The sequence below is a fragment of the Deinococcus budaensis genome (assembly GCF_014201885.1).
Classification (GTDB): Bacteria; Deinococcota; Deinococci; order Deinococcales; family Deinococcaceae; genus Deinococcus; species Deinococcus budaensis.
This window is the reverse complement of record NZ_JACHFN010000014.1, coordinates 67,793-89,871: the sequence shown is the minus strand read 5'-3', so window position 1 is coordinate 89,871 and position 22,079 is coordinate 67,793. Positions and strand designations below refer to the sequence as shown.

Here is a 22,079-nt window from a genome sequence, read left to right as displayed (position 1 = left end):
GGCCGGTGGGCCGCAAGTTGCTGGGCGCGTCCAGCGGGCAGAAGTGAGCAGCAAAAAGAAATCCCCCGGCCTTGAGGACCGGGGAGTGCAGATGGAGGGGTGGGGCGCCGGAGTTGCGGGGAGCCAGGTTCAGTGGCTGCCGCAGCCGCCGCTGCCCTCACCGTCAGGCGACTGGGCGCCGTCGGTGCGGAAGGAGTGGCCGCAGCCGCAGTTGCTGGTGGCGTTGGGGTTGTGGACCGTGAACCCGCCGCCCATCATGTTCTCGACGAAGTCCACCTCGCTGCCGCGCAGCAGGGGCAGGCTCATGCGGTCGACAAGCAGCTTGACGCCCCGGTCCACCACGATGGTGTCGCCCTCCAGCTCGCGGTCGTCAATCGCCATGCCGTACTGGTAGCCGCTGCACCCGCCACTTTTGATAAACACCCGCACGCCCGCGTTGTCCTTGCCGCTCTGGGCCAGGATCGCCAAAGCCCGCTGGGCGCCGAATTCGCTGATGCTGATCTCCTGGCCGGGCACCGGGTGGCCCGCGTCGGGGAAAGAGGTCGCCGTCATGGGTGAAGCGTAACACCATTGGAAAAAGAAAATGGTGCCCGCCCAGCAAAGTTCGCGGGCCACCAGCAGGCCCACTCCTGCCGTGAACGCTTACATTCCTTGAGCGTGACCATGTTAAGCTTGAGGACATGACGAACCCCTACGCCGAGTGGTTCGAGCAGCTCCGCGCGGAGTACGGCGAGCAGCTCAAGGCCATGCCGCTTCCCGACGGTCTGCCCGAACACCTGCACGCCCTGGTTCAGAGCCGTGACGAGGAAGCCATTCAGTTCATGATCAAGCTGGCCTGGCAGTTCGGTGCCCAGGTCGGGTACGCGGCGGGTGCCCGCCAGGGTGAAGCGGCGGTGGCCGCGCCGCGCCCTGCCCGCGTCCAGGCCTGAACCGGGCGCCTCGGCCGCGCGTACCCTTCCGGGGGAGAGGAAACCTGTGTTCCTCTCCCCCATTTCTGTAACGTCTTGGCCCTAATGCCCGCTGAACCGGGGAGCGCTCCAGCAGCCCACCGCCTCCTCGCCGCTCAGCAGGCCACGGGCGCTCAGCTCCTGCAAGCTAGCTTCAGCGAAGGCCCTCAGCGCCTCGGGGCCGGCGCAGTCCAGGGTCCGGAGGTCGAGGCCGAGCGCCTGGGCTTGCCGGGCGAGGTAACGGGCCAGCGCATTGTCGTCCACCCTGCCAGCATAGCGGCAGCACAGCAAACCGCCCCGGACACGGTAACCGGGGCGGTGCGAACAGCTGAGGCGGGGCTTCAGTCGTCGGCAGCCTGGAAGGTCGCGCGGTCGCGCGCGTCGGCCTCACGCAGCGAGCGGATGCCGCGTACGATGCCCTGCACCGCGAAAAAGGACAGCGCCGGAAGCAGGAAGGTCGCGATCCACAGCACCGTGTTGGCGTTGGTGTTGCTGAGGATACCGGCGCTGATCAGCTCGGGCTTGTACCCGGCCACCGACCACACGATCAGCAGCATCATGAACCCCACGCCCAGGCCGAGCCGCACCGGGTGGTTGGTGGGGTTCTCGGCGTAGTACAGGTTCTCCCGGCTGCGGTCGAGCATGGGCACGGCGAACATCAGGCCCAGAATCAGGGTCGGCAGCACGATGGCCCCGAGGAATTCCGAGTTGATGTCCCCACCCAGCAGGCTGAACCCCAGGTCGCCGGGAATGATCGCCAGGGCGCCGAAGACCCACAGCAGGTACCAGTCGGGCTTGATGTTCTCGATGGGGGTGGTGCTGGGCGGACCGAAGTACTCGACCGGGTGAACCGGAATAAAGGCGCTGAACAGCACGACGATGCCGGCGAACAGCAGCGTCAGCATCAGCATGATGGGGGTCTGCTGGGTCATCAGCGGCACGCCGACGATCTTCTTGTAGGCGATGCGCTTGGCGTACTGCGGCTGGGTGTGCTTCTGCTTGATCATGATCAGCATGTGCGCGGCGGTCAGGCCGAGCAGGATGCCAGGCAGCAGCATGATGTGGTAACCGTACACGCGCGGAATCACGCCGTCGCCGGGGAACTTGCCCGCAAAGGCGGCCTGCGCGACCCACTCGCCCACCCAGGGAATCGAGGCGGCGATGGAGTAGATCACCTTGAGGGTCTGGTAGGCGTAGTTGTCGTAGGGCAGCACGTAGCCGGTCACGGCGGTCAGCGCCGCAAAGATCAGCAGCAGCATGCCGATCCACCAGTTGATCTCGCGCGGCTTCTTGAAGGCCCCGGTGAAGTACACGCGCATCATGTGGATCACGGACGCCGCGACCATGATGTTGGCCGTCCAGTGGTGGATGCGGCGCAGCATGTCGCCGAAGGGTTGCGCGTTGATCTTCAGCGCCGAGTGGTAGGCCGCCGGAATCAGGTTCGGCGCGTCAGCGGTGCCGGGGTCGAAGGAGTTCACGACCAGGCTGTTGCTCGGCTCGTAGGAGAGCGCGAGCAGGATGCCCGTCAGAATCAGGATGATCAGGCTAAAAAGGGTGATCTCCCCCAGGAAAAAGGAGTGGTGGACGGGGAAGGCCTTGCGCAGGAACTTGTCGTTCAGGCGCGAAATGTGCAGACGCTCATCAAGCCACTGGTTCATGCGAGCTGTTCCTCCACTTCCTGAATATGGCTTTCCCACTCTTCCTTACTCGTGAAGGGGTAAGGGTAGGTCAGAAAGAAGCCGGACACCACCAGATTCTCACCCTGCTGCGTGATGGGCAGCTGCGCGAGCGGACGGGGAGGCGGACCGCCGGTGACGACCGCGCCGCGTTTGGGATCGTACTGGCCGGAGTGGCAGGGGCAGCGCATCTCTCCGGCGTTCACGTCGCTGTCGGACACCGAGCAGCCCGCGTGCGTGCAGACATCGCTGTACGCGACGACCTGCCCGTTGATGGTGGCCTCCAGATTGGTCGGCGCCACCAGCTGTCCCTGCGGAAAGCGGTACAGCGCGAGGATGTTGTTGGGGTCGCCCTTGCGGATCACGTCCTCGCCGTTTTCGTTCTTGCCCATCGGCCAGGCGCGGACCAGCTGGATGCTGAGGTCCTCCAGCCGGACCGGACGGCCTTCCTTGCTGCCCTCGGCGTGGACCAGCAGGTCGCCCTTGAGGGGGGGCATCTTGTCGGGCGTCAGACGGAAGACCGGGTTGGCGGCGCCCAGGGTGCTCAGCAGGCTCACGCCGCCCACCGCAGCGGTGGTGCCCATCGCCACGTTGATGAACTTGCGGCGGGTGATCTCGGGATCGTTTCTCTTGAAGCGGGTCATGTCTCAGCCCTCCGTATCAGGGGTTCAGGGTGGGGGGTTTTGGGGGGAAGCCGGTCCTGGCGCGCAGCCCACGCGCCTTACCAGGGGAACTCGCCGCTGGCGTCCTCGACCAGCACCTCGCCGTCCATGAAGAACTTCTTGTAAAGGCCGGTCGCCAGCGCCAGCATGAGCAGAATCATCGCGGCGTAGAAGCCTTCCATCGCCACGTTGGGCATCTCCTGGTTGGCCCAGGCGGCGTAGTCGATGACCATCTGGCGCACGAACAGCACGCTGAACAGCAGGGCCAGGCCCAGGGTCGCCACCATGCCCAGCATCGCCAGCGGGGTCGAGCGCACCTTGTGGATGCCGGGGTGCAGCTCCTGGCCCTCGGTCCAGACGCTGTACAGGCCGATCAGGCCGTAGGTCAGCAGCACCATGATGAAAGACGCCAGGAAGATCTCGGGCAGCTTGATGTCCTCGGGCACGAAGCGGCTGCGGTTTTTCAGGACCGCTGGGTCGATCTTGGTCTGGCCCTCGGCCACCGTGGCGGGCGTCAGCGGCTCCTCGATGTCGTTGCCCCAGGAGTGCAGGACGTAGTTCGCCACCGCGTAGATTTCTTCTTCCTTGAGCTGCTCCCCGAAACCAGGCATGGTGCCTTTGCCATTGACGATGATGGTGTGCACGTACACCGGGTCGTCCACGATGCGCTCGTTGCCCGCCAGCACCGGACCCGCGCCGCCCTGACCTTCCGCGCCGTGGCAACCCGCGCAGCCGGCCGAGGTGAAGACCGCCTTGCCGGTGGTCGGCCACGTCTGGTTGATGGTGGCGACCACTGCCGGGTCCACGACGACGGGTTCGGGCGCTGTCTCCTTGTTGAACAGGAACAGCAGGATGATCCACATGATGGCCGCACTGACGATGGCGACCCAGGGCATAACAGCGTCGTTTCTCTCCACGTTCCTTCTCCTCGCGCTTCAGGGGGCCTGCTCCAGTTTGCGCCTACGTGCCTCTCTCTGCCCGCCTCTCGCCTTGCTCAAGGCAGCCGGATGGCGGCCAGCATAGCACGCACCATCTGCCTCTCCTGCCGTGCCATACGGCGAAAACCGCCAGACCTCTGCACGCTCAGCCTAGGCCTGACCGAGCGGTTAAATGTCCCCCTGGAAGGCCAATTCGGGGGCCGGGTGGGGGGCCGGAACAGGCCGGGAGCCGGGACCCGGGGCGAGGACTTCTCCCAGGCCAGCCAGCAGCGGCCACAGGCAGGCGGCCAGCAGGCCCACGTCGCGGTTGTCGGGATGTTCGCGGGGGTCGAGGCCGCCCTCGGACAGCAGGGCCACCACCAGCGGGCGCGGGGTGAACAGCACCCCCACGTCGTGATGAACGCCCCCCAGCTCGCCGCTCTTGCTGGCGACCCGGTAGAGGGGTTCCCCATCCGCGCCGCGCGGCACATGCCGCCCCAGCAGGTCGCGCAGTTGCTGACGCTCCAGAATGGAGAGCGCGAGTGCCGTGTGGCCCGGATCGAGCAGGTCACCCCGGGCCAGGGCCGCCAGCAGCGCCACCTGATCGCGGGCCGAGGTCCGGTTGCGCTCGCCCCGGCGCTGGGCCGCGTTGCGCCGCTCGGGCGGGAGCTGGAGGGGACCCACCAGCCGGGTATCGCCCAGCCCGCGCGCCTCCAGCCAGCCCCCCACCTGGTCCAGACCCAGCCGCCCGATCAACAGGTTGGTGGCGGTGTTGTCGCTCACGATGACCATCAGGGTCAGCACGTCCTGCCAGGTCAGGGTCAGTCCCGCTTCCAGTTCGTGCAGCACGCCCGAGCCGGGCACCCGGTCCCCGGCACGCAGCGTCACGCGCCCGCGCAGGTCGAGTCTGCCCGCCTGGGCTTCTTCCAGCGCCATGACCAGCAGCGGCACCTTGATGGTGCTGGCCGCCGGAAAGACGCGGTCGGGGTTCAGGGCGTACAGCTCACGCCCGGTCAGGTCGCTGACCAGCAGGCCCACCTCGCCGGAGTACCCGTGAGCGCGCAGGGTGGCCGCCCAGGCTGCGGGCGTGAGGGCCGGGGCCGTCATTCGGGCCACTCCAGGCCCGCCAGCGCCGCGAAGGGGTGCGGGGTGCCCAGCGGCCGCAGGGTGCAGAAGGGCAAGGCGCCCTCCGGCTCGACCCGGTGGGGGCAGGTGGGGCACTCGGAAAAGGCCTGCTCGGTGTAGGCGAGGTCGGCGGCGGCGGAAACGGCGGTCCATTCACGCAGGCACCCCGCCCGGAAGGTGCGGGGCGAGGCGGCCGGGGACCGGGCGGCAGGCGGGGGGAGGCGGGTCTTGGGCATAGGGTTGGGGAGTGGCCAAGGGGCGGGGGGCGCCCCTTGCGGCCTCGCCGCTAGTCCAGGTTGGCGATGCCCTCGCGGATCGCGTAGAGGGCCGCCTGGGTGCGGTTGTTGAGTTGCAGCTTGGTGAAGATCTCGGAGAGGCGGTTGCGGACCGTCTTCTCCGAGATGTCGAGCCGCAGGGCGATGTCCTGGTTGGAAAAGCCCTGGGCCAGCAGCTTGAGGATCATCGTCTCGCGCTCGTTCAGGTCGGCGTGCTTCTCGTTGGGCAGTTCTTCTCGCTTGTCGCGGAAGTCGTCGAGGACGTTCTGGGCCATGTCGGCGTCGAGCAAGACCTCGCCGCCCGCCACCCGGCGAATCACGTCGATCAGGGTGGCCGCGTCGGCGTCCTTGAGGACGTAGCCGCGCGCCCCGGCCTTGACGGCCTCGAAGACGTAGCGGTCCTGGCGGTACATGGTGATCATGATGACCCTGGAACCGGGGTCGATTTCCAGGATGCTCTGGGTGGCCTTGACGCCGTCGAGTTCGGGCATCTGGATGTCCATCAGGATCACGTCGGGGTGGGTGTCGGCGGCGTAGCGGATCGCCTCGCGCCCGTTGGCGGCTTCCCCGATCACCCGCATTCCCTCGGACTCCAGCAGGCTCCGCAGCCCCTGACGGAACAGCGCGTGGTCGTCAACGAGCAGCACACGGATCATGCCGCTCAGTGTAGTGCGGCGGGCCGTGCAGACGGCAGCCGCGCCTACCATCGCCTGCGTTCCCGGCCTTATGCCGCCTTGAGGCGCGGGGCCGGGGGGACCGGCCAACCGCGCGCGCCCTCGCCCGCGGCTGCTCTAGACTGCCCGGCGTGATCACCTGGTTCGACGCGCTGCTGGTAACGGTCTGGGCTGTGGTGACGGCGCTGGGCGCCCGGCGCGGGCTGCCAGGACTGCTGTGGGGCCTGGGCGGGGTGGCGGCGTGCCTGCTGGTCAACCTGCTGGCCGGGCGGGCCGGGGCCGGGGGCCTGCTGCTGGCCGCCGGACTGGCGGTGGGCGCAGGCGCGGCGCTGGCGTTCTCGCTGCGGCGCTGGTGCGCGGTGGTGCCGGGGCGGCGCTGGCATGGGCTGGCCGGGGGCCTGGGCGGCGCGGCGCTGGGGGGGGTGCTGGTCGCCACGCTGACCCTGGGCTTTCCCATCGAGGTGCGGGTGGGGACCCAGGGCCGCACGGGGGTCTATCCTTCCACCCGCCTGCCGACCGCGCTGTACACGGCCGTCAACCAGTCGGTGCTGAAAGACGGCCTGATGGGCGTGTGGGACGCGGGCGCGGGGCTGCGCACGCTGCTGGTGCCCGACCGGCGCTGAGACCGGGGTCTTCAGGCCTGGCCGCTTTCGGCCGCCTGTGGGGTCGGCACCTCGGGGTGGGGCGGGGTGCCTTCCTGCTCGCCGGCGCGCTGGCCCAGCAGGGTCGCGACGACCACCAGCAGCCCGCCCAGCGCCCCGCGCAGGCCGATGCGCTCCCCGATGAGGAGGAAGCTGAACAGCGCGGCGGCGACCGGTTCGAGCGCGTAGATCAGGCTGGCCTCGGCGGCGCTCACCCGGCGCTGCCCGACCGTCTGAAGCAGGGTGGTCACGGCGGTGGCGGCCACGCCCAGGTACAGCAGCGGCCCCCACGCGGCGGCGGGCGGCCAGAGCTTCCCCGGCTCGGCCAGCAGCGCCCACAGCCAGGCGAGCGCCGTGACCGCCAGCAGTTGCGCGAAGGTGAAGCGCAGCGCCCCGTGCCGACTCGCGGTGCGTTCCAGCGCGAGGATGAAACCCGCGTAGGTCACGGCGCAGGCCAGCGCCCAGGCGTCCCCGACCACCAGCGCCCCGCCCTCCCAGGAGAGCAGCGCCAGCCCGCCGACCGCCAGCGGCAGCGCCAGCCAGAGGGCCAGCGGCAGCGGGCGGCGCTGGGCCAGGGTGAGCCACAGCGGCACCAGCACCACGCTGAGCGCCGTGAAAAAGGCGGCGCGGTTGGCCCCGGTCGTCTGGAGCGCGATGGTCTGGGTGCCGTATCCGGCGATCAGCCACGCCCCCAGGATCAGGCCGTCGCGCCACAGGGGCCGGGTGGGCGCGGGCGCCGCCGCCTGCCCCCGCGTGAGCAGCAGCGCAGGCAGCAGGGCCAGCGTGGCGATCAGAAAGCGCCAGGCGATCAGCACGGGCGGCGCCAACAGTTCCCCGAGTTCCTTGACCACCGCGAAGGTGCTGCCCCACAGGGCCGTGACCAGAACGAGCAGCAGCAGGCCGACGGCGTGGGGAGACACGGCCAGGATTGTACGGGACGCGGGGGGAGGCCGGGCCGGGCACGGCCGGTGGCCCCGCCGCCCGCACCGGGGGAAAGCCTGCTCTCCTGAGTACCCGTTACAAATGCCCGCCGCCGGGGGCGCCATGCTGTCGGCCACGGAGGTCACCGGTATGGCGCGCATCACGCGGTACAGCAAATTCGAGGGCGAACTCGATCAGCTCGACTCCAGCGAGCTGATGCAGATGATTCAAGAAGCGCTGCTGGGCCAGGGGATGAACGATCCCTACGACCCCGACCCCAACGCGCGCCCCAGCATGGACGACCTCTTCGACGCGATTCTGGAGGCGCTGGCCGACCGGGGCATGATTCCCGAAGAGCAGCTGCTGGAAGCCATGCAGTCCGACGACGTGCGTGAGACGCCGCTGGGCCAGCAGATCGAGCGCCTGATGGACAAACTTCAGCAGGACGGCTTTATCCGCAAGGAATTCGACGAGGACCCGGGGCAGGGCGGTCAGGGCCAGAGCGGCGAGTCGCGCTTTCAGCTCACCGACAAGAGCATCGACTTTCTGGGCTACAAGAGCCTGCGCGACCTGATGGGTGGGCTGGGCCGCTCCAGCGCGGGCGCCCACGACACCCGCGAGTACGCTTCCGGCGTCGAGATGACGGGCGAACTCAAGAACTACGAGTTCGGGGATACGCTGAACCTCGACACGACCGCCACCCTCGGGAACATCATGGGCAAGGGCTTCGACCAGCTCGAGGAATCCGACCTCGTCATCCGGCAGGCGGAATACAACAGCTCGGCGGCGACCATCGTGCTGCTGGACTGCTCGCACTCCATGATCCTGTACGGCGAGGACCGCTTCACGCCCGCCAAGCAGGTGGCCCTGGCACTGGCGCACCTGATCCGCACCCAGTACCCCGGCGACACGGTCAAGTTCGTGCTGTTCCACGACTCGGCCGAGGAGGTGCCGGTCGCCAAGCTCGCGCAGGCGCAGATCGGGCCGTACCACACCAACACGGCGGGCGGCCTGCGGCTCGCGCAGCAACTGCTGAAGCGCGAGAACAAGGACATGAAGCAGATCGTGATGATCACCGACGGCAAGCCCTCGGCCCTCACACTGCCCGACGGCCGCATCTACAAGAACGCCTACGGCCTGGACCCCTACGTGCTGGGCGCTACCCTGCGCGAGGTCGCCAACTGCCGCCGCAGCGGCATTCAGGTCAACACCTTCATGCTGGCCCGCGACCCCGAACTTGTCAGCTTCGTGCGCCGCGTCTCCGAGATGACGCGCGGCAAGGCCTACTTCACGACGCCGCAGAACATCGGCCAGTACGTGCTGATGGACTTCGTGACGAACAAGACGAAGCTGGTGAACTAGCGGCCCGTCGCCAGCGGCCAGCACAAGCAGGGGAGGACCGCTCGGGCATGAGCGTTCCTCCTCCCTGACTTTCTGGCGACAGGCGGCCTTCCCCTGCTCGCCCGGCCCGGGGCGGCGCCCGGCCCTACCCCATCTTCACGAACATCGGCGGCTGCATGCCCACCATGCGCGCCATCACCCAGATCTGGCCCTTGTGGTGGGCCTCGTGTCCGATCAGGGAATCGATCAGGGCGGCGACGGGCATCTCGCGGCCCCCGAAGGCCGGAACGCGGCGGGCGAGGTCCTCGGGACTCAGGGCGCGCAGGGCGGCGGCCACCTGATCGGTGGTCTGGCGCAGGCGCCCGCGCACCTCGGCCACGCTGGCGCTGCCGTCTCCGGGAGCCGGGCGCGCGGGGGCCTGTCCGGCGATCATGCCCAGCAGCATGGTGCTGCTGCCCGCCAGGTGGTCGGCCTGCCCGATCAGGCTCATGCCGCCCTCCCAGGCGGAAAAGGTGCCGTGCTCCTCGGGAAGCTGGGCGTAGAGGTCCATCAGCGCTTCCCGGTGCATCAGGAAGGTGCGGGCGTGCAGCTCGGCGGGATTCATGGGCATAGGCAGAGGATAGGGCAGCGCGGGGCGGTCAGGGGCGCCGCCGCAGCTCGTCGCGGATCTCGGCCAGCAGCTTTTCCTGGTGGCTGGGTTCCGCGACTGGCGCCTTTTGCCCCCGCTTGAGGCGTTCGTTGAGGCGGTTGAGCGGCGCGACCACCAGGAAATACAGGATGGCCGCCACGATCAGGAAGTTCAGCAGCGCCGTGAGAAGGGCGCCGTAGTCGAACACCGCCCCGTTGACGCGGAACGTTCCGCCGACCGTGGCTCCACCCCCAGTGATTGCCTTAATGAGCGGGTTGATGAAGCCATTGGAAAAGGCGGTCACCACGCCTGTGAACGCCGCCCCGATCACCACACCGACCGCGAGATCGACGACGTTGCCACGCAGCACGAACTCCCGGAAGCCTTTCAACATGCTCCAGCTTGCCATGCACCGCCGAGGCTGACAACGCGGGCGCGGATTACGCCTGGCCCCGGCTCTCCTTGACCGCGTGGGCGCTCATGCCCCACTGGTGGCCGCTGCTCTGCACGCCGTCGAGGATGACGCGGGCGAGTTCGCCCAGGGTCGCCCCGCCAGGGCGCACGTCCATCCGGAACTCGGTCCGCAGCTCAGTCAGGCTGGTGTCGTCCAGCATCAGCTCGGTGCCGTAGCGCAGGGTGGTCGGCGGGACGATGAGGAGGTCGGCCTCGCCAGGCTTCACCGCGTGGCGGAAGCAGCGGCCGGTCAGCAGGCCCGCCACGGTGGTCACGCGCCCGAAGGTCTTGTTCTCGACCGCGCGAACCTCGATCTCCAGGCCCTCGATCTGCCGCAGGGCTTCCACCGCCCGGTCGAGCGACTCGGCGAACAGCAGCCCTGTCCCCAAGATCACCTTGCGGGGCGCGGGCAGCGCGGCGGGCAGCTCGGGCAGCCCCTCGGTCAGGAAGTCGCGGATCATGCCCACGCCGTTTTCCAGCATAGGGAAGCCCTCGTATTCCTCCTCGGTGGGAAGCGGCTCCCCGGCCAGCAGGTACAGCTCGTCGGAGGGGAACACGAAGCGGGTGCCGCGCTCTTGCAGGAACTGCCTCCGCCAGCGGTTCAGGCGGGCGAGGGTATCCTGCGCCTCCTCCCGCGTGAAGGTCCGCACGTCGGGCAGGTTCTTGCGGTGCCCGGTCAGGCCGATGGGCACGACCGCCGCCGAGATCACGTTGGGGCGGCTGCTGAGGTACTCCACCGTGTCGTCGAGGTGCTCACCGTCGTTGCGGCCCGGCACCAGGACGATCTGGGTGTACAGGTCGATGGATTCGAGGCGCTCGATCATGCCGCGAATCTGCACGGCCTGGGGGTCCTTGACCTTGAGCTTCCACCACTTCATCAGGTCCTGGCGCAGGTCCTGGTTGGCCGTGTGGACCGACACGTACAGCGGCGAGAGGTTCTCGTCCAGAATGCGGTTGATGTCGCCTTCGGTCAGGTTGGTCAGCGTGACGAAGGAGCCGTACAGGAAGGACAGGCGGTAGTCGTCGTCCATGATGTAGAGGCTCTTGCGAAAGCCGCGCGGCATCTGGTGCACGTAGCAGAAGTCGCACTTGTTGGCGCACTTCTTGATGCCGTCGAACAGCACTTCCTCGAAGTCGAGGCCGGGGTCTTCCCACTCCACCGCGAAGGTGAAGGTCGGCGCCGCCGGATCGTATTCCAGGCGGTGGTGGTCCTGCGCCACGCCGAGCACGCCAGACAGGACCAGGGGGCGCTCCACCGGGCGGCTGATCTCCAGCGTCGCCCGCCCCTGCGAGAGGCGGTGGCGGTAGGCCAGCACGTCGGTGACGCTCTCCCCGTTCACCCGGATCAGCAGGTCGCCGGGCCGGACACCCGCCCGCTCGGCGGGGCTGCCCGGTTCCACGGCTTTGATCGGTGCGGGAAACACCTCGGTCGGTTGCGGCATCGTCTCGGCTGCGGTCACGTCATCCCCCTGTGCGGGACACGTCATGGCCCCGGTCAAACGGGGAAGTTTAACAGGTGGGGGCGGGGGCCGGGTGTGACAGGCGTCCCGGTTGAGGGCCTGCCGACTTTCGTCCACCCCTGGACCTCCGCTCCTCTACTGTGACGTGTTCATCCCCCACGTTCGCCCAGGAGGCTCCCCATGCTCAGAAATCCGCTCCTCGCCCTTGGCCTGTTGGCCCTCGCTTCCTGCGGCAATACCCCCCTGCCGGACGCCACGCTGCGCCTCTCACCGGGGTCGGTGACCCTCAAGCCCGGTCAGAGCACGAATGTCACGGTGTATTTCAAGAAGTACCTCTATGAGGGCGACCCCAAGGACTATTTCCTCAGCGTCTCCCCGGACACGGACCGGGGCGTGCGGGTGACCACGTTCGGTCCCTCGCTCGGGGCCGACGATTCCACCTTCTTCCGGGTGGAGGCCGCGAGCAATGCGGAACCGGGGCGCCATACCTTTCTGGTGGTCGTCCACGACAACAAGCAGCACAGCGTCAACCAGACGCTGACCGTGAACGTCAGTCCGTAGGGTCCAGCAGCGCCAGGAGGCCCCGCGAGGCCACGTCCCGCACGCTGTAGGTCAGGTAAGGCGTGAGTTCCGTCTCGTCGGGATTGACCTCGATCACCACGCCGCCCGCCCGCCGCGTCTCCAGCGCGAGGCCCGCCGCCGGGTAGACCTGCCCGCTGGTGCCCACGATCAGGGCGACGTCCGCCTCCTCGAAGGCGCGGGTGGCGGCCTCCAGCGCCAGCTCGGGCAGGAACTCCCCGAACCAGACGATGTTGGGGCGCATGGGGGCCGCGCAGACCGGGCAACCCGGCGGCGGCGTGAAGGTCTCCGGATCGGGCAGGGGCGCCACCGTCCCGCACGTCTCGCAGCGTGCGGTGCTCAGGTTGCCGTGCAACTCCACCAGGCGTTCGCCGCCCGCCCGCGCGTGCAGGCCGTCCACATTCTGGGTGGCGAGGAAAAAGCCGTCGCCCTTCTCCCGTTCCAGCCGGGCGAGCAAGTGGTGGGCCTCGTTGGGCTGCGCCTGGGTCACGTCCCGGTAACGGCCCGCGTACCACGCCCAGACCGTCTCCGGGTCGCGGCGGTAGGCGTCCGGGCTGGCGAGGTCTTCCGGGCGGAAGCGTGCCCAGTGCCCCGTCTGCGCGTCGCGGAAGGTGGGGATGCCGCTCTCGGCGCTGGCACCCGCGCCCGTCAGGACGGCCACGCGGCGGGCGGCTGCGAGGGCAGCGCGGGCCTGTTCCAGGGTCATAGGGTCAGCCTACTCTGGAACTTCCAGAAACTCGGGCGGCACCGCTTCGGCCAACCACACCCCGTTCTCGCTGCGGTAGAAGGGATGCCCGGCCCCGTACATCTGCCCGGCCTGCACGGTCAGGACGACCGGCTGGCCGCGCCGCCCCCCGACCTGCCGCGCCGTGGCCTCGTCGCGCGAGAGGTGAACGTGGTGACGGCCCATCGGCTTCAGCCCCTCTGCGCGGATGGCCTCCAGCACGCCCGCGTGGGTGCCGTGGTACAGCAGCGGCGGCGGCACGGTGAGGGGCAGCCGCAGGTCCACGGCCACGCTGTGGCCCTGATTGGCGCGGATACGCTCACCCTGGAGGGTGTAGCGCCCCTTGCGGTCGGCGGCGACCACCCGCTCCAGTCGGGGCCGGGGCACCCGCAGGGTCCGCAGCACGGCGTCCACGGGTGCCCAGCCGCCCGGCTCCAGCGTCACCTTCATCTTCTCGGGCGCGTGCCGCAGCAGGTAGGAGAGGCGGCGGGAGAGTTGTTCGTCGGTCATGCTCGCCTCCCATTGTGGGGGCGGCGGCCCCGGCGCGGTACTCTGGTCCCGTGACCACACCCCCGACGGACACAGCCTGGGCTGAACTCCAGACCCGGTTTCAGGAACTCGCCGACCTGGGCGGCATCGGCTCCTTGCTGGGCTGGGACCAGAGCACCTACCTGCCCGCCGGGGCCGCCGCCGGGCGCTCGCGGCAACAGGCGCTGCTCTCGCGGCTGCGGCACGAACGGGCGACCGACCCGGCGTATGGGCGGCTCCTCGACACGCTGAGCGGGCGGGAGGACCTCTCCCCCCTCCAGACGCGCATGATCGCGGTGGCCCGCAAGGAGTTCGAGGAAGCGACCCGCTTTCCCGCCGCCTTCGTGGCCGAGTGGAGTCAGCACGGCGGCGACAGCTACTCGGCGTGGACTGGGGCGCGGCCGGGGAACGACTTCGCGCGGATGGTGCCCTACCTGGAGAAGTCGCTGGACATGAGCTTGCAAGCCGCGAGCTACTTCCCCGAGTTCGCGGACCCGATGGACTACTTCATTGACCAGTCCGACGAGGGTATGACCGCCGCGCAGGTGGGCGAGGTCTTCGCGGCGCTCAGGCGGGCGCTGGTCCCGATGGTGGACGCCGTGACCGGGGCCGAGGCGCCCCGCACCGACTTTCTGGCCCGGCACTACCCCGGCGCAGATCAGCTCGTCTTCGGGGAGAGCGTGATCCGGGACTATGGCTACGACTTCACCCAGGGGCGGCAGGACCTCACCCACCACCCCTTCATGACCCGGCTGGGCGGGCAGGACGTGCGGATTACAACGCGGGTGAAAGACAACGACCCGACGGAAGCGCTGTATTCCACCCTGCACGAGTCGGGCCACGCGATGTACGAGCAGGGTGTCGCAGAGGAGTTGCTGGGCACCCCGTTGGGCGGCGGCGTCAGTGCCGGGGTCCACGAGAGCCAGTCGAGGTTGTGGGAGAACCTCGTGGGGCGCAGCCGGGCGTTCTGGGCAGCGTACTTCGGCAAGTTCCGGGACGCCTTCCCCGAGCAGCTCGTGGACGTGACCGAAGAGGAGATGCACCGCGCCTCCAACGTGGTCGCCCGCTCGCTGATCCGCACCGACGCCGACGAGCTGACCTACAACCTGCACGTCATCACCCGCTTTGAGCTGGAGCGCGAGCTGCTGTCGGGGCGGCTGGCCGTGCGTGACCTCGCGGACGCCTGGCATGCCGCCTACGAGACGAACCTGGGCCTGCGGGCCGAGAGCGACGTGAACGGCGTCTTGCAGGACGTGCACTGGTACTTCGGGAGCATCGGCGGGGCCTTTCAAGGCTACACGCTGGGGAACGTGCTGAGCGCCCAGTTCTACGCCGCCGCCGAGCGGGCCAACCCCGGTCTGGAAGGCGACATCGCCCGCGCCGACTTCGGGCGGCTGCACGGCTGGCTGCGCGAGAACGTGTACGCGCCCGGCCGCCGCTACACGCCGAACGAGTTGCTGGAGCAGGCGACCGGGCAGGGCATGACAGTGGAGCCGTACCTGAAGTACCTGCGGGAGAAGTACGGGGCGCTGTACGGCGTGACGCTGTAAGGACCGCAGGAGAGCGGGCAGCGGAGCATGACTGCCCGCCGCCCGCTGCCGTTGCCCCGATCAGGCGATCGAGATGTCCTTGGCGAGCGAGCGCAGCTTGTAGCGGGCCATCGCCAGGTTGGCTTTTTCCTTGTCCAGCACGAGATACAGGAAAAGGCCCTGGTCGCGGATCAGGTAGATCACGTGGTACTGATCTTGCAGGGTGATCAGGATGTCCTCGATCTGGCCCTCGATGCCCAGCGCCTCCATCGTGCGGAGCTTGGCCCGCACCACGTCGGAGTTTCCGGCGGCGGCGACCTCGAGGTCCACCCCCACGCCCATGGTGCCCAGCGCCATGCCGCTGCCGTAGTCGACCAGGGCGGCGGCGTTCGCGCCGTCGATGTTCATCACGCTGACCAGGGTTTCTTTGACGTTTGCCATGTTGATCTCCTCTTGCCTGAGAGCAGGGGTGGGGGCGGGGGCCAGGTCGGCGCCCGGCGGGGGGAGGGTGGGTTCGGGGGGCGGACCGTCGCCGCCGCCGGGCGGTTTCTTGAGGTGGGCGGTCGAGCTTTTCGGCCTCCTGAACACGGTTTCCTCCGGGTCGTCCAGCAGCAGGTCGCCCGCCGGGTCGGGCGCGCGCTCCGCCTCGTCCTTGCGGCGCATCGCTTCCATCAGCAGCGAGGTCAGGGGCGGCAACTCGTTGCCCCGGCCGTTGTGGTAGGAGCGTTCCAGCCGCAGCGACACGTCCCCCCAGGTCATGATCCGCAGGGCGGCCGCCTCCCCGGTCAGGTCGCCGGGGTGCGCGTAGGCGTCCACCAGACGGCCGTCCAGCAGGTGCAGCCGTCCCCAGCCGGCTGCCGCCTCCACCCGCACCGACAGGCTCTTGCGGTCCCACTCCATCATCTGGAGAAAACCCGGCAGGGACACGCCCTGCACCGAGCCGCGGCTCAGCGTGCTGATCTCCCGCTCGATGGTCTGGGCCACCGCCAGGGTCTCGGCGCGGTCCACGACCGGCATGACCCCGTAGCGCCCGAACACCTCCGGCAGGTTGGTGACGTGCCCGGCCTTGACGACCACGAACGAGGTGTGGGGCCAGTGCCGCTTGGCATGATCGAGCAGGGCGAGCGCGGCCTCGCACAGGGTGTCGGCCGCGCCCGTACAGCTCAGCACCGCGAGGTCCGGCATCAGGTCCGGCGCCTCGCGCAGGGCCGCCGACGCGTCGGGAAAGGCCCGCACGGCCCAGTCCCCGGCCGCCGGAACGTGACGGCGCAGGCTGCCCGCGACCAGCGCGTCCTGGTCACCGATCAGCAGCAGGGAGACAGCGCGGGTTGTGGCAGTCATGGCTGTCTCCTTTGCCCGGGTGGGCCGCCGTCTGTCCCGCGGCGAGGCCTCGGCCTCCCCGGTGGAACGGCTCCACGTTAGGGCAGCCCCCATCACCGCTCCGTCACAGCCCGGCGGCGGGTCACCCTCCCGGCCAGCCCCCGCCGGTCCCCCGGCCACCCGGACAGCGCTTCAGGCTCACGCGGCCAAATCCGCCCGGCAGCACGGAGGCCAGCCCGGTTCCCCCCCCCCGCCCTGCCGGGGCGGCCGGAGTGCCCCCGAGGCCCCCCCGTGCCCCTCGGCGGGCCGGAGCGGCGGGGGTTGTCACGGGTTTGTCACCGCCGGGCGGGGGGAGGAGGGGAAAAGACCCGGACCCGGCTCAGCGCAAGTGCCCCAGCCGCGCGCCCTTGGTCGCCAGATAGCCCGCGTTGTGGGGGTTCTGGCCGACGTGCAGCGCCACCCGCTCGGCGACTTCCAGCCCGAAGCCGCTGAGGCTGTGCAGCTTGCGGGGGTTGTTGGTGAGGACCCGCAGCCGCCGGGCGCCCAGCAGGTGCAGCATCTGCGCGCCGATGCCGAAGTCGCGGGCGTCGGCGGGAAAGCCCAGTTGCAAGTTGGCGTCCACGGTGTCGGCCCCGGCGTCTTGCAGGGCGTAGGCGCGGATCTTGTTCAGCAGGCCGATGCCGCGGCCTTCCTGGCGCAGATAGACGAGCACGCCCCGCCCCTCCTGGGCAATGGCCCGCATCGCCGCGTCGCGCTGGGGCCCGCAGTCGCAGCGCAGCGAGTGGAAGGCGTCCCCGGTCAGGCATTCGGAATGCACCCGCACCAGCAGCGGCTCGGGGGTCACCTCCCCCATCACCAGCGCGACGTGCTCGGCGCCCGAGAGGGTGTCCTCGAAGCCCACGAGGCGGAACTCGCCGTCCCGGGTAGGCAGCCGGGCCTCGGCCACGATCCGCAGGAAAGGATCGTGTTTCAGCCGGTAGGCGATCAGGGCCTCGATGGACCCGACCAACAGGCCGTGTTTTTCCCCAAAGGCGAGCAGGTCGGGCAGGCGCAGCATCTCGCCGTCGTCGCCCATGATCTCGCAGATCACCCCGGCGGCCCCGAAGCCCGCCAGCCGGGCGAGGTCACAGCCCGCCTCGGTATGCCCGGCGCGGCGCAGCACCCCGCCGGGCCGCGCGACCAGCGGGAAGATGTGCCCCGGACGGCGGAAATCGGCCCCGCGTGCGGCCGGGTCCGCCAGCGCCCGGATGGTGGCGGCGCGGTCGAACGCGCTGATCCCGGTGGAGTTGCTGACATGGTCCACGCTGACCGTAAAGGCGGTGCCGTTGGGGTCGGTGCTGGAGCGGACCATCGGCGTGAGGTCCAGCTCGGCGGCCCGCTCGGGCGTCAGCGTCACGCAGATCAGCCCCCGGCCCTCGCGGGCCATGAAGGTGATCCACTCGGGCGTGGCGGTGGCGGCGGGCATCAGGAGGTCGCCCTCGTTCTCGCGGCCCTCGTCGTCCACCAGGATCACCGGGCGCCCGGCCCGCAGCTCGGCCAGCAATTCGGGGATGGCCGCGAGGCTCACCGCGCCACCTCCGCCCGCTCGACACCGCGCATCAGGAGCAGCCGCTCGACATACTTCGCCAGCTGGTCGGCTTCCAGGTTGACCACGGTGCCGGGGCGCCAGTCTCCCAGGGTGGTGACCTCCAGGGTGTGCGGCACCAGCCAGAGGGTGAACTCGTCGGCCCCCAGGTCCGCGCGGCTGCCGCCGGGACCGCCCGTGTCCACCACCGTGAGGCTCACCCCGTCCACGGTGACGCTGCCCTTGGGCACCAGATAACGGGCGAGGTGGCCGGAGGCGCGGACGCGCATGGTGTAGGCGCCGGGTTCCGCGCGCACCTCCAGAATCTCGCCGGTCCCGTCCACGTGCCCGCTCACCACGTGCCCGCCGAAGCGGCCCGAGGCGGTCATCGCGCGCTCCAGGTTGAGCCGGGCGCCCGGTCGCCAGTGGGGGGCCGTCTTGTCCAGCGTCTCGCGGCTGAGGTCCACCGTGAAGCCCGCCGCGTCCCACCCCGTCACGGTCAGGCAGGTGCCCGAGCAGGCGATGGACTCGCCCAGCGCGAGGTCGGGCCACATCCGCCCCGGCGTGACCGTGAGGGTGAGGTTGCCGTTTTGTTCGGCGGCGTGCGTGACGCGGCCGACCTGTTCCACGATTCCAGTGAACATCAGGGTTCTCCTCCCGCGCTCAGGCGGGGAATGTCATTGAGCAGGCCCGAGATCAACAGGTCGGGGCCGAGGGGTTCGGTGTGGACGCCGCGCAGCGCCGCCGCGCCCGCCATCGGGCGCACGGGAGCGCCCAGTGGGGAGAGACCCGCGCCCAGCAGTTTGGGCGCGATCAGGGCGCGCACCTCGTCCACCAGCCCGGCTTCCAGCACCGCGCCCGCGAGGGTCGGGCCGCCCTCCAGCAGCAGGGTAGAAACGTTCAGGGCGCCCAGTTCGCGCAGCGCTTCCGGCAGGGTTCCGGCGCGGACGATCACGGCGCCCGCCCCCTCCAGAGGCGCGGTCTGGGCCTGCGGGGACGTGACGACGACCGCGCCGGGACGCAGGGCGCGGGCCGCCGCCGGGGTGCGCGCGCGGCGGTCGAAGATCACCGGGCGGGGGTCACGGCCGCCCGGCACCCCGCGCGTGGTGAGCCGGGGATCGTCGGCCAGTACGGTGCCCACGCCGACCGCCAGGGCGTCTTGCTCGTCGCGCCAGCGCATCACCCGCGCCCGCGCTTCAGCGGAGGTGACCCCCCCGCCTCCCTCGCCCGGCGCCGCCACCTTGCCGTCCAGCGTCATCGCGTACTTGTAAATCACCCAGGGCCGCCCGCGCGTGACCAGCGAGCGGAAGCCCGCTTGCTGGCGCAGGGCTTCTTTCTCGCCCACGCCGACCGTGACCTCGATCCCCGCCTCGCGCAACCGCCGCACGCCGCGCCCGGCGACCTGCGGGTTGGGATCGAGCGCGGCGACCACCACCCGCGCGACCCCCGCCGCGACGAGCGCGTCGGCACACGGCGGCGTGCGACCAAAGTGGCTGCACGGCTCCAGGGTGACGTAGGCGGCGGCGCCGCGTGCCCGTTCTCCGGCCTCGCGCAGCGCAAAGACCTCGGCGTGGGAATCCCCCGCGCGGGGGTGAAAGCCGCGCCCGATCACCTCGCCCTCCCGCACCAGCACGCACCCTACCGGCGGGTTGGGGGCGGTGCGGCCCAGGCCCCGCGCGGCCTGCTCCAGCGCGAGGCGCATGGGGGCTTCGTCTTCCGGGCGCGGCCTGAGGGCTGGCCCGGGACTGTTCATTCCAGACATACGGTGTCGCCGCCCGCCGGGGTGGCGGGGAAGGCGGCCTCCTTCTTCCATCCGGACTTCAGGAGTGACGGCCACCTGGCCCGTCACGTCCCCCTTACCGTCGGCCCCGGAATCGCACCGGGTCGGGCCGCGCGCGTCGTGCAGTTTGCGCGGGCTTCGCGGGCTGACCAGCCGTGGGCTGGATCACCGCCGGTGGGGAGTCTCACCCCGCCCCGAAAGAGGTCGGCCCCGGTCCCGCGAGGAGACGGGAGCCAGGGCCGATGCTAGCGCGGGGCTGGGTGGCGAGAGTACGTGCTCCCTTTCAGTTGGTCTGGCCGGGTGGGTCCGGCGCTCCCCGCACGGCGGCGCGGAGCCGGATCAGGCGGGCCGCTATGCTGGGCGGCATGGCTCAACGCGGCACCAAAAAAATCGCCTTCGGCTGGTACGGCGGCAAGTATTCCCACCTGGGCTGGCTACTGCCGCTGCTGCCTTCCGCGACCCATTACTGCGAGCCGTTCGGCGGTTCGGCGGCAGTGTTGCTCAACCGCCCCCCGGCGCCGGTCGAAACCTACAACGACCTCGACAGCGAGGTGGTGAATTTCTTCCGGGTGCTGCGCGACCAGCAGGACGCCCTGATTCAGAGCATCGGCCTGACGCCCTTTGCACGTGAGGAGCTGCGCTTGGCCTCGCAGGAGGACGTGGACGGCCTCAGCGACCTCGAACGGGCGCGGCGGTTTTTCGTCCGGGCGCGGCAGGTGCGCACCGGCCTGGCCCAGACCGCCAGCGAGGGCCGCTGGGCCCACTGCCTGCTCACCAGCCGCGCGGGCATGGGCGGCGCCGTGTCACGCTGGCTGGGCAGCGTGGAGGGTCTGTCGGAGATCGTGCAACGGCTGCTGCGCGTGCAGATCGAAAACGCGCCTGCCCTGGAGGTGATTCGGCGCTACGACAGCCCCGAGACGCTCTTTTATTGCGATCCGCCCTATGTCCACGCCGCGCGCGGCGACGCGAAGGCCTACGGCTTCGAAATGACCGATCAGGAGCACGAGGCGCTGGCCGGGGTGCTGGTGCGCGCGCGCGGCAAGGTCGCCGTCAGCGGCTACGCGAGCAGCCTGTATGAAGACCTGTACGCGGGCTGGACCCGCCTGGAAGCGCCCACCCGCATGATCCACAGCAGCAAGGGCGCGCGCACCGAGGTGCTGTGGGTCAACTACGACCTGCCCGCCGGGGCGTTGCGCCCGCCCGGGAAGCCGGGCGAGACTGCGGAAGAATGGACCCCCGAACACAGCTTGTTCGCGCAGTAGAGCGGGCGCAGACCGAGCGGCCCCCCTTTCTCGCCGCCCCTGAAGTGCTGGCGGCGTTGCGGCGGGTCATGCGATGCGAGAGTAACCGCGCGCCCGCAAGGCTGGTGCTCGCCTGCGCGCTGGCCAAAGCCCACCAGCCGGAACTGGACGCCACCGAGCCGTACACCGAGATTCGCTCTGGGCGGTCCTTTTCGGGCCGCAGCTACGACGAGCAGCACGTCGCTGTCCTGCTGCACGCCCACCGCCTGCCGCTCAACCCCACCACCGCGTTCCTGACCCCGACGCTCAGAAACGCGAACGAACCTCTGCGCAGCGCCACGGTCTTCGAGGGCCGGCCCCGGCAGGTGTACCAGGACGCCGCTTTTGTGCTGGAGAGGGTGGAGGCCGGCAGCGTGCGGGCGCAGGACGTCCTGGCGCAGGCCCTGGCCGAACTGTTCGCCCTGCGCGACGAGCGGGAAGCGGCGCTTGAAGCGGCCCTCTCGGCGGGCAGCGGGGCGGGCACCCTGTCCACCGAGGACGTGCTGACCTTGATCGAGCAGCACCTCCGCAGCAAACGCGCCAGCCGCTTGCCCGTGCTGGTGGTGGCGGCGCTGTACCGCACGCTGGGAAGCGTCGCAGGCGAGCGGGCGCTCACCCTGGGCGCCCACAACGCCGCCGATGCGCGCACAGGCGCCCTGGGAGACATCGAAGTCGAACTGCTCGCCGCCCCCGGACGCCCCGTTACCGTCTACGAGGTCAAGGCCCGGCCCGTCACGCTGGGCGACGTGCAACACGCGGCGCGCAAGGTCGCGGCCGCAGCGGCTCCCCCAGAGAATTATCTCTTCGTGACCACACACCCTATCGAGCGCGAGGTGGCCGACTACGCCCGCACGCTGCACGAGGCGACCGGGATCGAGTTCGCCGTGCTGGATGCCCTGAGGTTCGCCCGGCACCTCCTGCACTTCTTTCACCGCCAGCGCCTGACGTTCCTGAACGCTTACCAGGACTTGCTGCTCGCTGAACCCGACAGCGCCGTGCGGCCAGAGCTGAAAACGGCGTGGCTGGCCTTACGGGGAAGCGCCGAGAGCTGACCT

The 22,079-nt window shown here is 69.9% G+C and carries 25 protein-coding genes and 1 riboswitch; of the genes, 7 read left to right on the top strand and 18 right to left on the bottom strand.

What is annotated here, in order from left to right:
• Positions 1-129: 129 nt before the first annotated feature.
• Entirely contained in the window at positions 130-552 is a 423-nt protein-coding gene (locus tag HNQ09_RS15475) for a HesB/IscA family protein (RefSeq protein WP_184031159.1), read from the bottom strand.
• 128 nt (positions 553-680) lie between these two features.
• On the opposite strand from HNQ09_RS15475, the gene HNQ09_RS15470 reads away from it, so the two are divergent.
• Positions 681-929 (top strand): DdrH, encoded by a 249-nt coding sequence (locus HNQ09_RS15470; protein ID WP_184031157.1) that lies wholly within the window; start codon positions 681-683, stop codon positions 927-929.
• Positions 930-1,010: 81 nt separating this feature from the next.
• Here HNQ09_RS15470 and HNQ09_RS15465 read toward each other — a convergent pair whose 3' ends face one another.
• From HNQ09_RS15465 to HNQ09_RS15440, 7 genes are all read right to left on the bottom strand, one after another.
• Positions 1,011-1,211 carry a hypothetical protein gene (locus tag HNQ09_RS15465; RefSeq protein WP_184031155.1) on the bottom strand — a complete coding sequence of 67 codons (201 nt, stop codon included), beginning with the start codon at positions 1,209-1,211 and terminating at the stop codon, positions 1,011-1,013.
• A gap of 77 nt (positions 1,212-1,288) precedes the next feature.
• Positions 1,289-2,605 carry a cytochrome b gene (locus HNQ09_RS15460; RefSeq protein ID WP_184031153.1) on the bottom strand — a complete coding sequence of 439 codons (1,317 nt, stop codon included), beginning with the start codon at positions 2,603-2,605 and terminating at the stop codon, positions 1,289-1,291.
• Positions 2,602-3,267: a Rieske 2Fe-2S domain-containing protein gene (locus HNQ09_RS15455; RefSeq protein ID WP_184031151.1), complete on the bottom strand. Its 666-nt coding sequence runs from the start codon at positions 3,265-3,267 to the stop codon at positions 2,602-2,604. Before HNQ09_RS15455 ends, HNQ09_RS15460 begins: the two co-directional genes overlap by 4 nt.
• Positions 3,268-3,344: 77 nt before the next feature.
• On the bottom strand, positions 3,345-4,202 hold the full coding sequence (locus HNQ09_RS15450) for a c-type cytochrome (protein ID WP_343057858.1): 858 nt from the start codon (positions 4,200-4,202) through the stop codon (positions 3,345-3,347).
• A gap of 189 nt (positions 4,203-4,391) precedes the next feature.
• Positions 4,392-5,309 carry a serine hydrolase gene (locus tag HNQ09_RS15445; protein WP_246363410.1) on the bottom strand — a complete coding sequence of 306 codons (918 nt, stop codon included), beginning with the start codon at positions 5,307-5,309 and terminating at the stop codon, positions 4,392-4,394.
• The gene (locus tag HNQ09_RS19005) at positions 5,306-5,563 is read right to left on the bottom strand and encodes a hypothetical protein (protein ID WP_246363409.1); all 258 of its coding nucleotides are present in this window, start codon (positions 5,561-5,563) and stop codon (positions 5,306-5,308) included. The genes HNQ09_RS15445 and HNQ09_RS19005 overlap by 4 nt, the downstream gene beginning before the upstream one ends.
• Before the next feature lie 50 nt (positions 5,564-5,613).
• Positions 5,614-6,258: a response regulator transcription factor gene (locus HNQ09_RS15440; RefSeq protein WP_184031146.1), complete on the bottom strand. Its 645-nt coding sequence runs from the start codon at positions 6,256-6,258 to the stop codon at positions 5,614-5,616.
• Between the two features lie 149 nt (positions 6,259-6,407).
• Between HNQ09_RS15440 and HNQ09_RS15435 the strand changes: the two genes are divergently transcribed.
• The gene (locus tag HNQ09_RS15435) at positions 6,408-6,899 is read left to right on the top strand and encodes a hypothetical protein (RefSeq protein WP_184031144.1); all 492 of its coding nucleotides are present in this window, start codon (positions 6,408-6,410) and stop codon (positions 6,897-6,899) included.
• An 11-nt stretch (positions 6,900-6,910) separates the two neighbouring features.
• On the opposite strand, the gene HNQ09_RS15430 is transcribed toward HNQ09_RS15435, so the two are convergent.
• The gene (locus HNQ09_RS15430) at positions 6,911-7,837 is read right to left on the bottom strand and encodes a DMT family transporter (protein WP_343057856.1); all 927 of its coding nucleotides are present in this window, start codon (positions 7,835-7,837) and stop codon (positions 6,911-6,913) included.
• A gap of 151 nt (positions 7,838-7,988) precedes the next feature.
• On the opposite strand from HNQ09_RS15430, the gene HNQ09_RS15425 reads away from it, so the two are divergent.
• Complete coding sequence (locus HNQ09_RS15425; RefSeq protein WP_184031142.1) at positions 7,989-9,200, top strand: vWA domain-containing protein; 1,212 nt, start codon at positions 7,989-7,991, stop codon at positions 9,198-9,200.
• A 124-nt stretch (positions 9,201-9,324) separates the two neighbouring features.
• Here HNQ09_RS15425 and HNQ09_RS15420 read toward each other — a convergent pair whose 3' ends face one another.
• Genes HNQ09_RS15420 through HNQ09_RS15410 form a run of 3 tightly spaced genes read right to left on the bottom strand, consistent with a single transcriptional unit; the run spans position 9,325 to position 11,702 of the window.
• Positions 9,325-9,789: a DinB family protein gene (locus HNQ09_RS15420; protein WP_184031141.1), complete on the bottom strand. Its 465-nt coding sequence runs from the start codon at positions 9,787-9,789 to the stop codon at positions 9,325-9,327.
• 28 nt (positions 9,790-9,817) lie between these two features.
• On the bottom strand, positions 9,818-10,201 hold the full coding sequence (gene mscL, locus HNQ09_RS15415) for a large conductance mechanosensitive channel protein MscL (protein ID WP_184031139.1): 384 nt from the start codon (positions 10,199-10,201) through the stop codon (positions 9,818-9,820).
• Positions 10,202-10,247: 46 nt separating this feature from the next.
• Positions 10,248-11,702, bottom strand: a complete 1,455-nt coding sequence (locus HNQ09_RS15410) for a DUF512 domain-containing protein (protein ID WP_184031190.1) — start codon at positions 11,700-11,702, stop codon at positions 10,248-10,250.
• A gap of 198 nt (positions 11,703-11,900) precedes the next feature.
• On the opposite strand from HNQ09_RS15410, the gene HNQ09_RS15405 reads away from it, so the two are divergent.
• Entirely contained in the window at positions 11,901-12,281 is a 381-nt protein-coding gene (locus HNQ09_RS15405) for a hypothetical protein (protein WP_184031137.1), read from the top strand.
• Here HNQ09_RS15405 and HNQ09_RS15400 read toward each other — a convergent pair.
• On the bottom strand, positions 12,271-13,005 hold the full coding sequence (locus HNQ09_RS15400; protein ID WP_184031135.1) for an SIR2 family NAD-dependent protein deacylase: 735 nt from the start codon (positions 13,003-13,005) through the stop codon (positions 12,271-12,273). The genes HNQ09_RS15405 and HNQ09_RS15400 overlap by 11 nt on opposite strands.
• Before the next feature lie 9 nt (positions 13,006-13,014).
• A complete protein-coding gene (locus HNQ09_RS15395; RefSeq protein WP_184031131.1) occupies positions 13,015-13,533 on the bottom strand; it encodes an RNA 2'-phosphotransferase in 519 nt (172 codons plus the stop codon).
• A 50-nt stretch (positions 13,534-13,583) separates the two neighbouring features.
• Here HNQ09_RS15395 and HNQ09_RS15390 point away from each other — a divergent pair, with 50 nt between their 5' ends.
• Positions 13,584-15,101, top strand: coding sequence for a carboxypeptidase M32 (locus tag HNQ09_RS15390; RefSeq protein ID WP_184031129.1), 1,518 nt, complete (start codon positions 13,584-13,586; stop codon positions 15,099-15,101).
• A 60-nt stretch (positions 15,102-15,161) separates the two neighbouring features.
• Here the strand turns inward: HNQ09_RS15390 and HNQ09_RS15385 are convergent, their stop codons facing one another.
• The 4 genes from HNQ09_RS15385 to ribD all read right to left on the bottom strand — a co-directional run bounded on the left by HNQ09_RS15385 (position 15,162) and on the right by ribD (position 19,717).
• Entirely contained in the window at positions 15,162-16,421 is a 1,260-nt protein-coding gene (locus tag HNQ09_RS15385; protein ID WP_184031127.1) for a DUF4388 domain-containing protein, read from the bottom strand.
• A 358-nt stretch (positions 16,422-16,779) separates the two neighbouring features.
• On the bottom strand, positions 16,780-17,967 hold the full coding sequence (locus HNQ09_RS15380) for a bifunctional 3,4-dihydroxy-2-butanone-4-phosphate synthase/GTP cyclohydrolase II (protein WP_184031124.1): 1,188 nt from the start codon (positions 17,965-17,967) through the stop codon (positions 16,780-16,782).
• The gene (locus tag HNQ09_RS15375; protein ID WP_184031121.1) at positions 17,964-18,608 is read right to left on the bottom strand and encodes a riboflavin synthase; all 645 of its coding nucleotides are present in this window, start codon (positions 18,606-18,608) and stop codon (positions 17,964-17,966) included. Before HNQ09_RS15375 ends, HNQ09_RS15380 begins: the two co-directional genes overlap by 4 nt.
• Positions 18,608-19,717: a bifunctional diaminohydroxyphosphoribosylaminopyrimidine deaminase/5-amino-6-(5-phosphoribosylamino)uracil reductase RibD gene (ribD, locus tag HNQ09_RS15370; RefSeq protein ID WP_343057854.1), complete on the bottom strand. Its 1,110-nt coding sequence runs from the start codon at positions 19,715-19,717 to the stop codon at positions 18,608-18,610. Before ribD ends, HNQ09_RS15375 begins: the two co-directional genes overlap by 1 nt.
• 44 nt (positions 19,718-19,761) lie before the next feature.
• Positions 19,762-19,950, bottom strand: a riboswitch (FMN riboswitch).
• A gap of 159 nt (positions 19,951-20,109) precedes the next feature.
• Here ribD and HNQ09_RS15365 point away from each other — a divergent pair.
• Both HNQ09_RS15365 and HNQ09_RS15360 read left to right on the top strand, forming a co-directional pair.
• Positions 20,110-21,006, top strand: coding sequence for a DNA adenine methylase (locus HNQ09_RS15365; protein ID WP_221269882.1), 897 nt, complete (start codon positions 20,110-20,112; stop codon positions 21,004-21,006).
• The gene (locus HNQ09_RS15360) at positions 20,973-22,076 is read left to right on the top strand and encodes a restriction endonuclease, SacI family (protein WP_184031115.1); all 1,104 of its coding nucleotides are present in this window, start codon (positions 20,973-20,975) and stop codon (positions 22,074-22,076) included. The genes HNQ09_RS15365 and HNQ09_RS15360 overlap by 34 nt, the downstream gene beginning before the upstream one ends.
• The last annotated feature ends 3 nt before the right edge of the window (positions 22,077-22,079 follow it).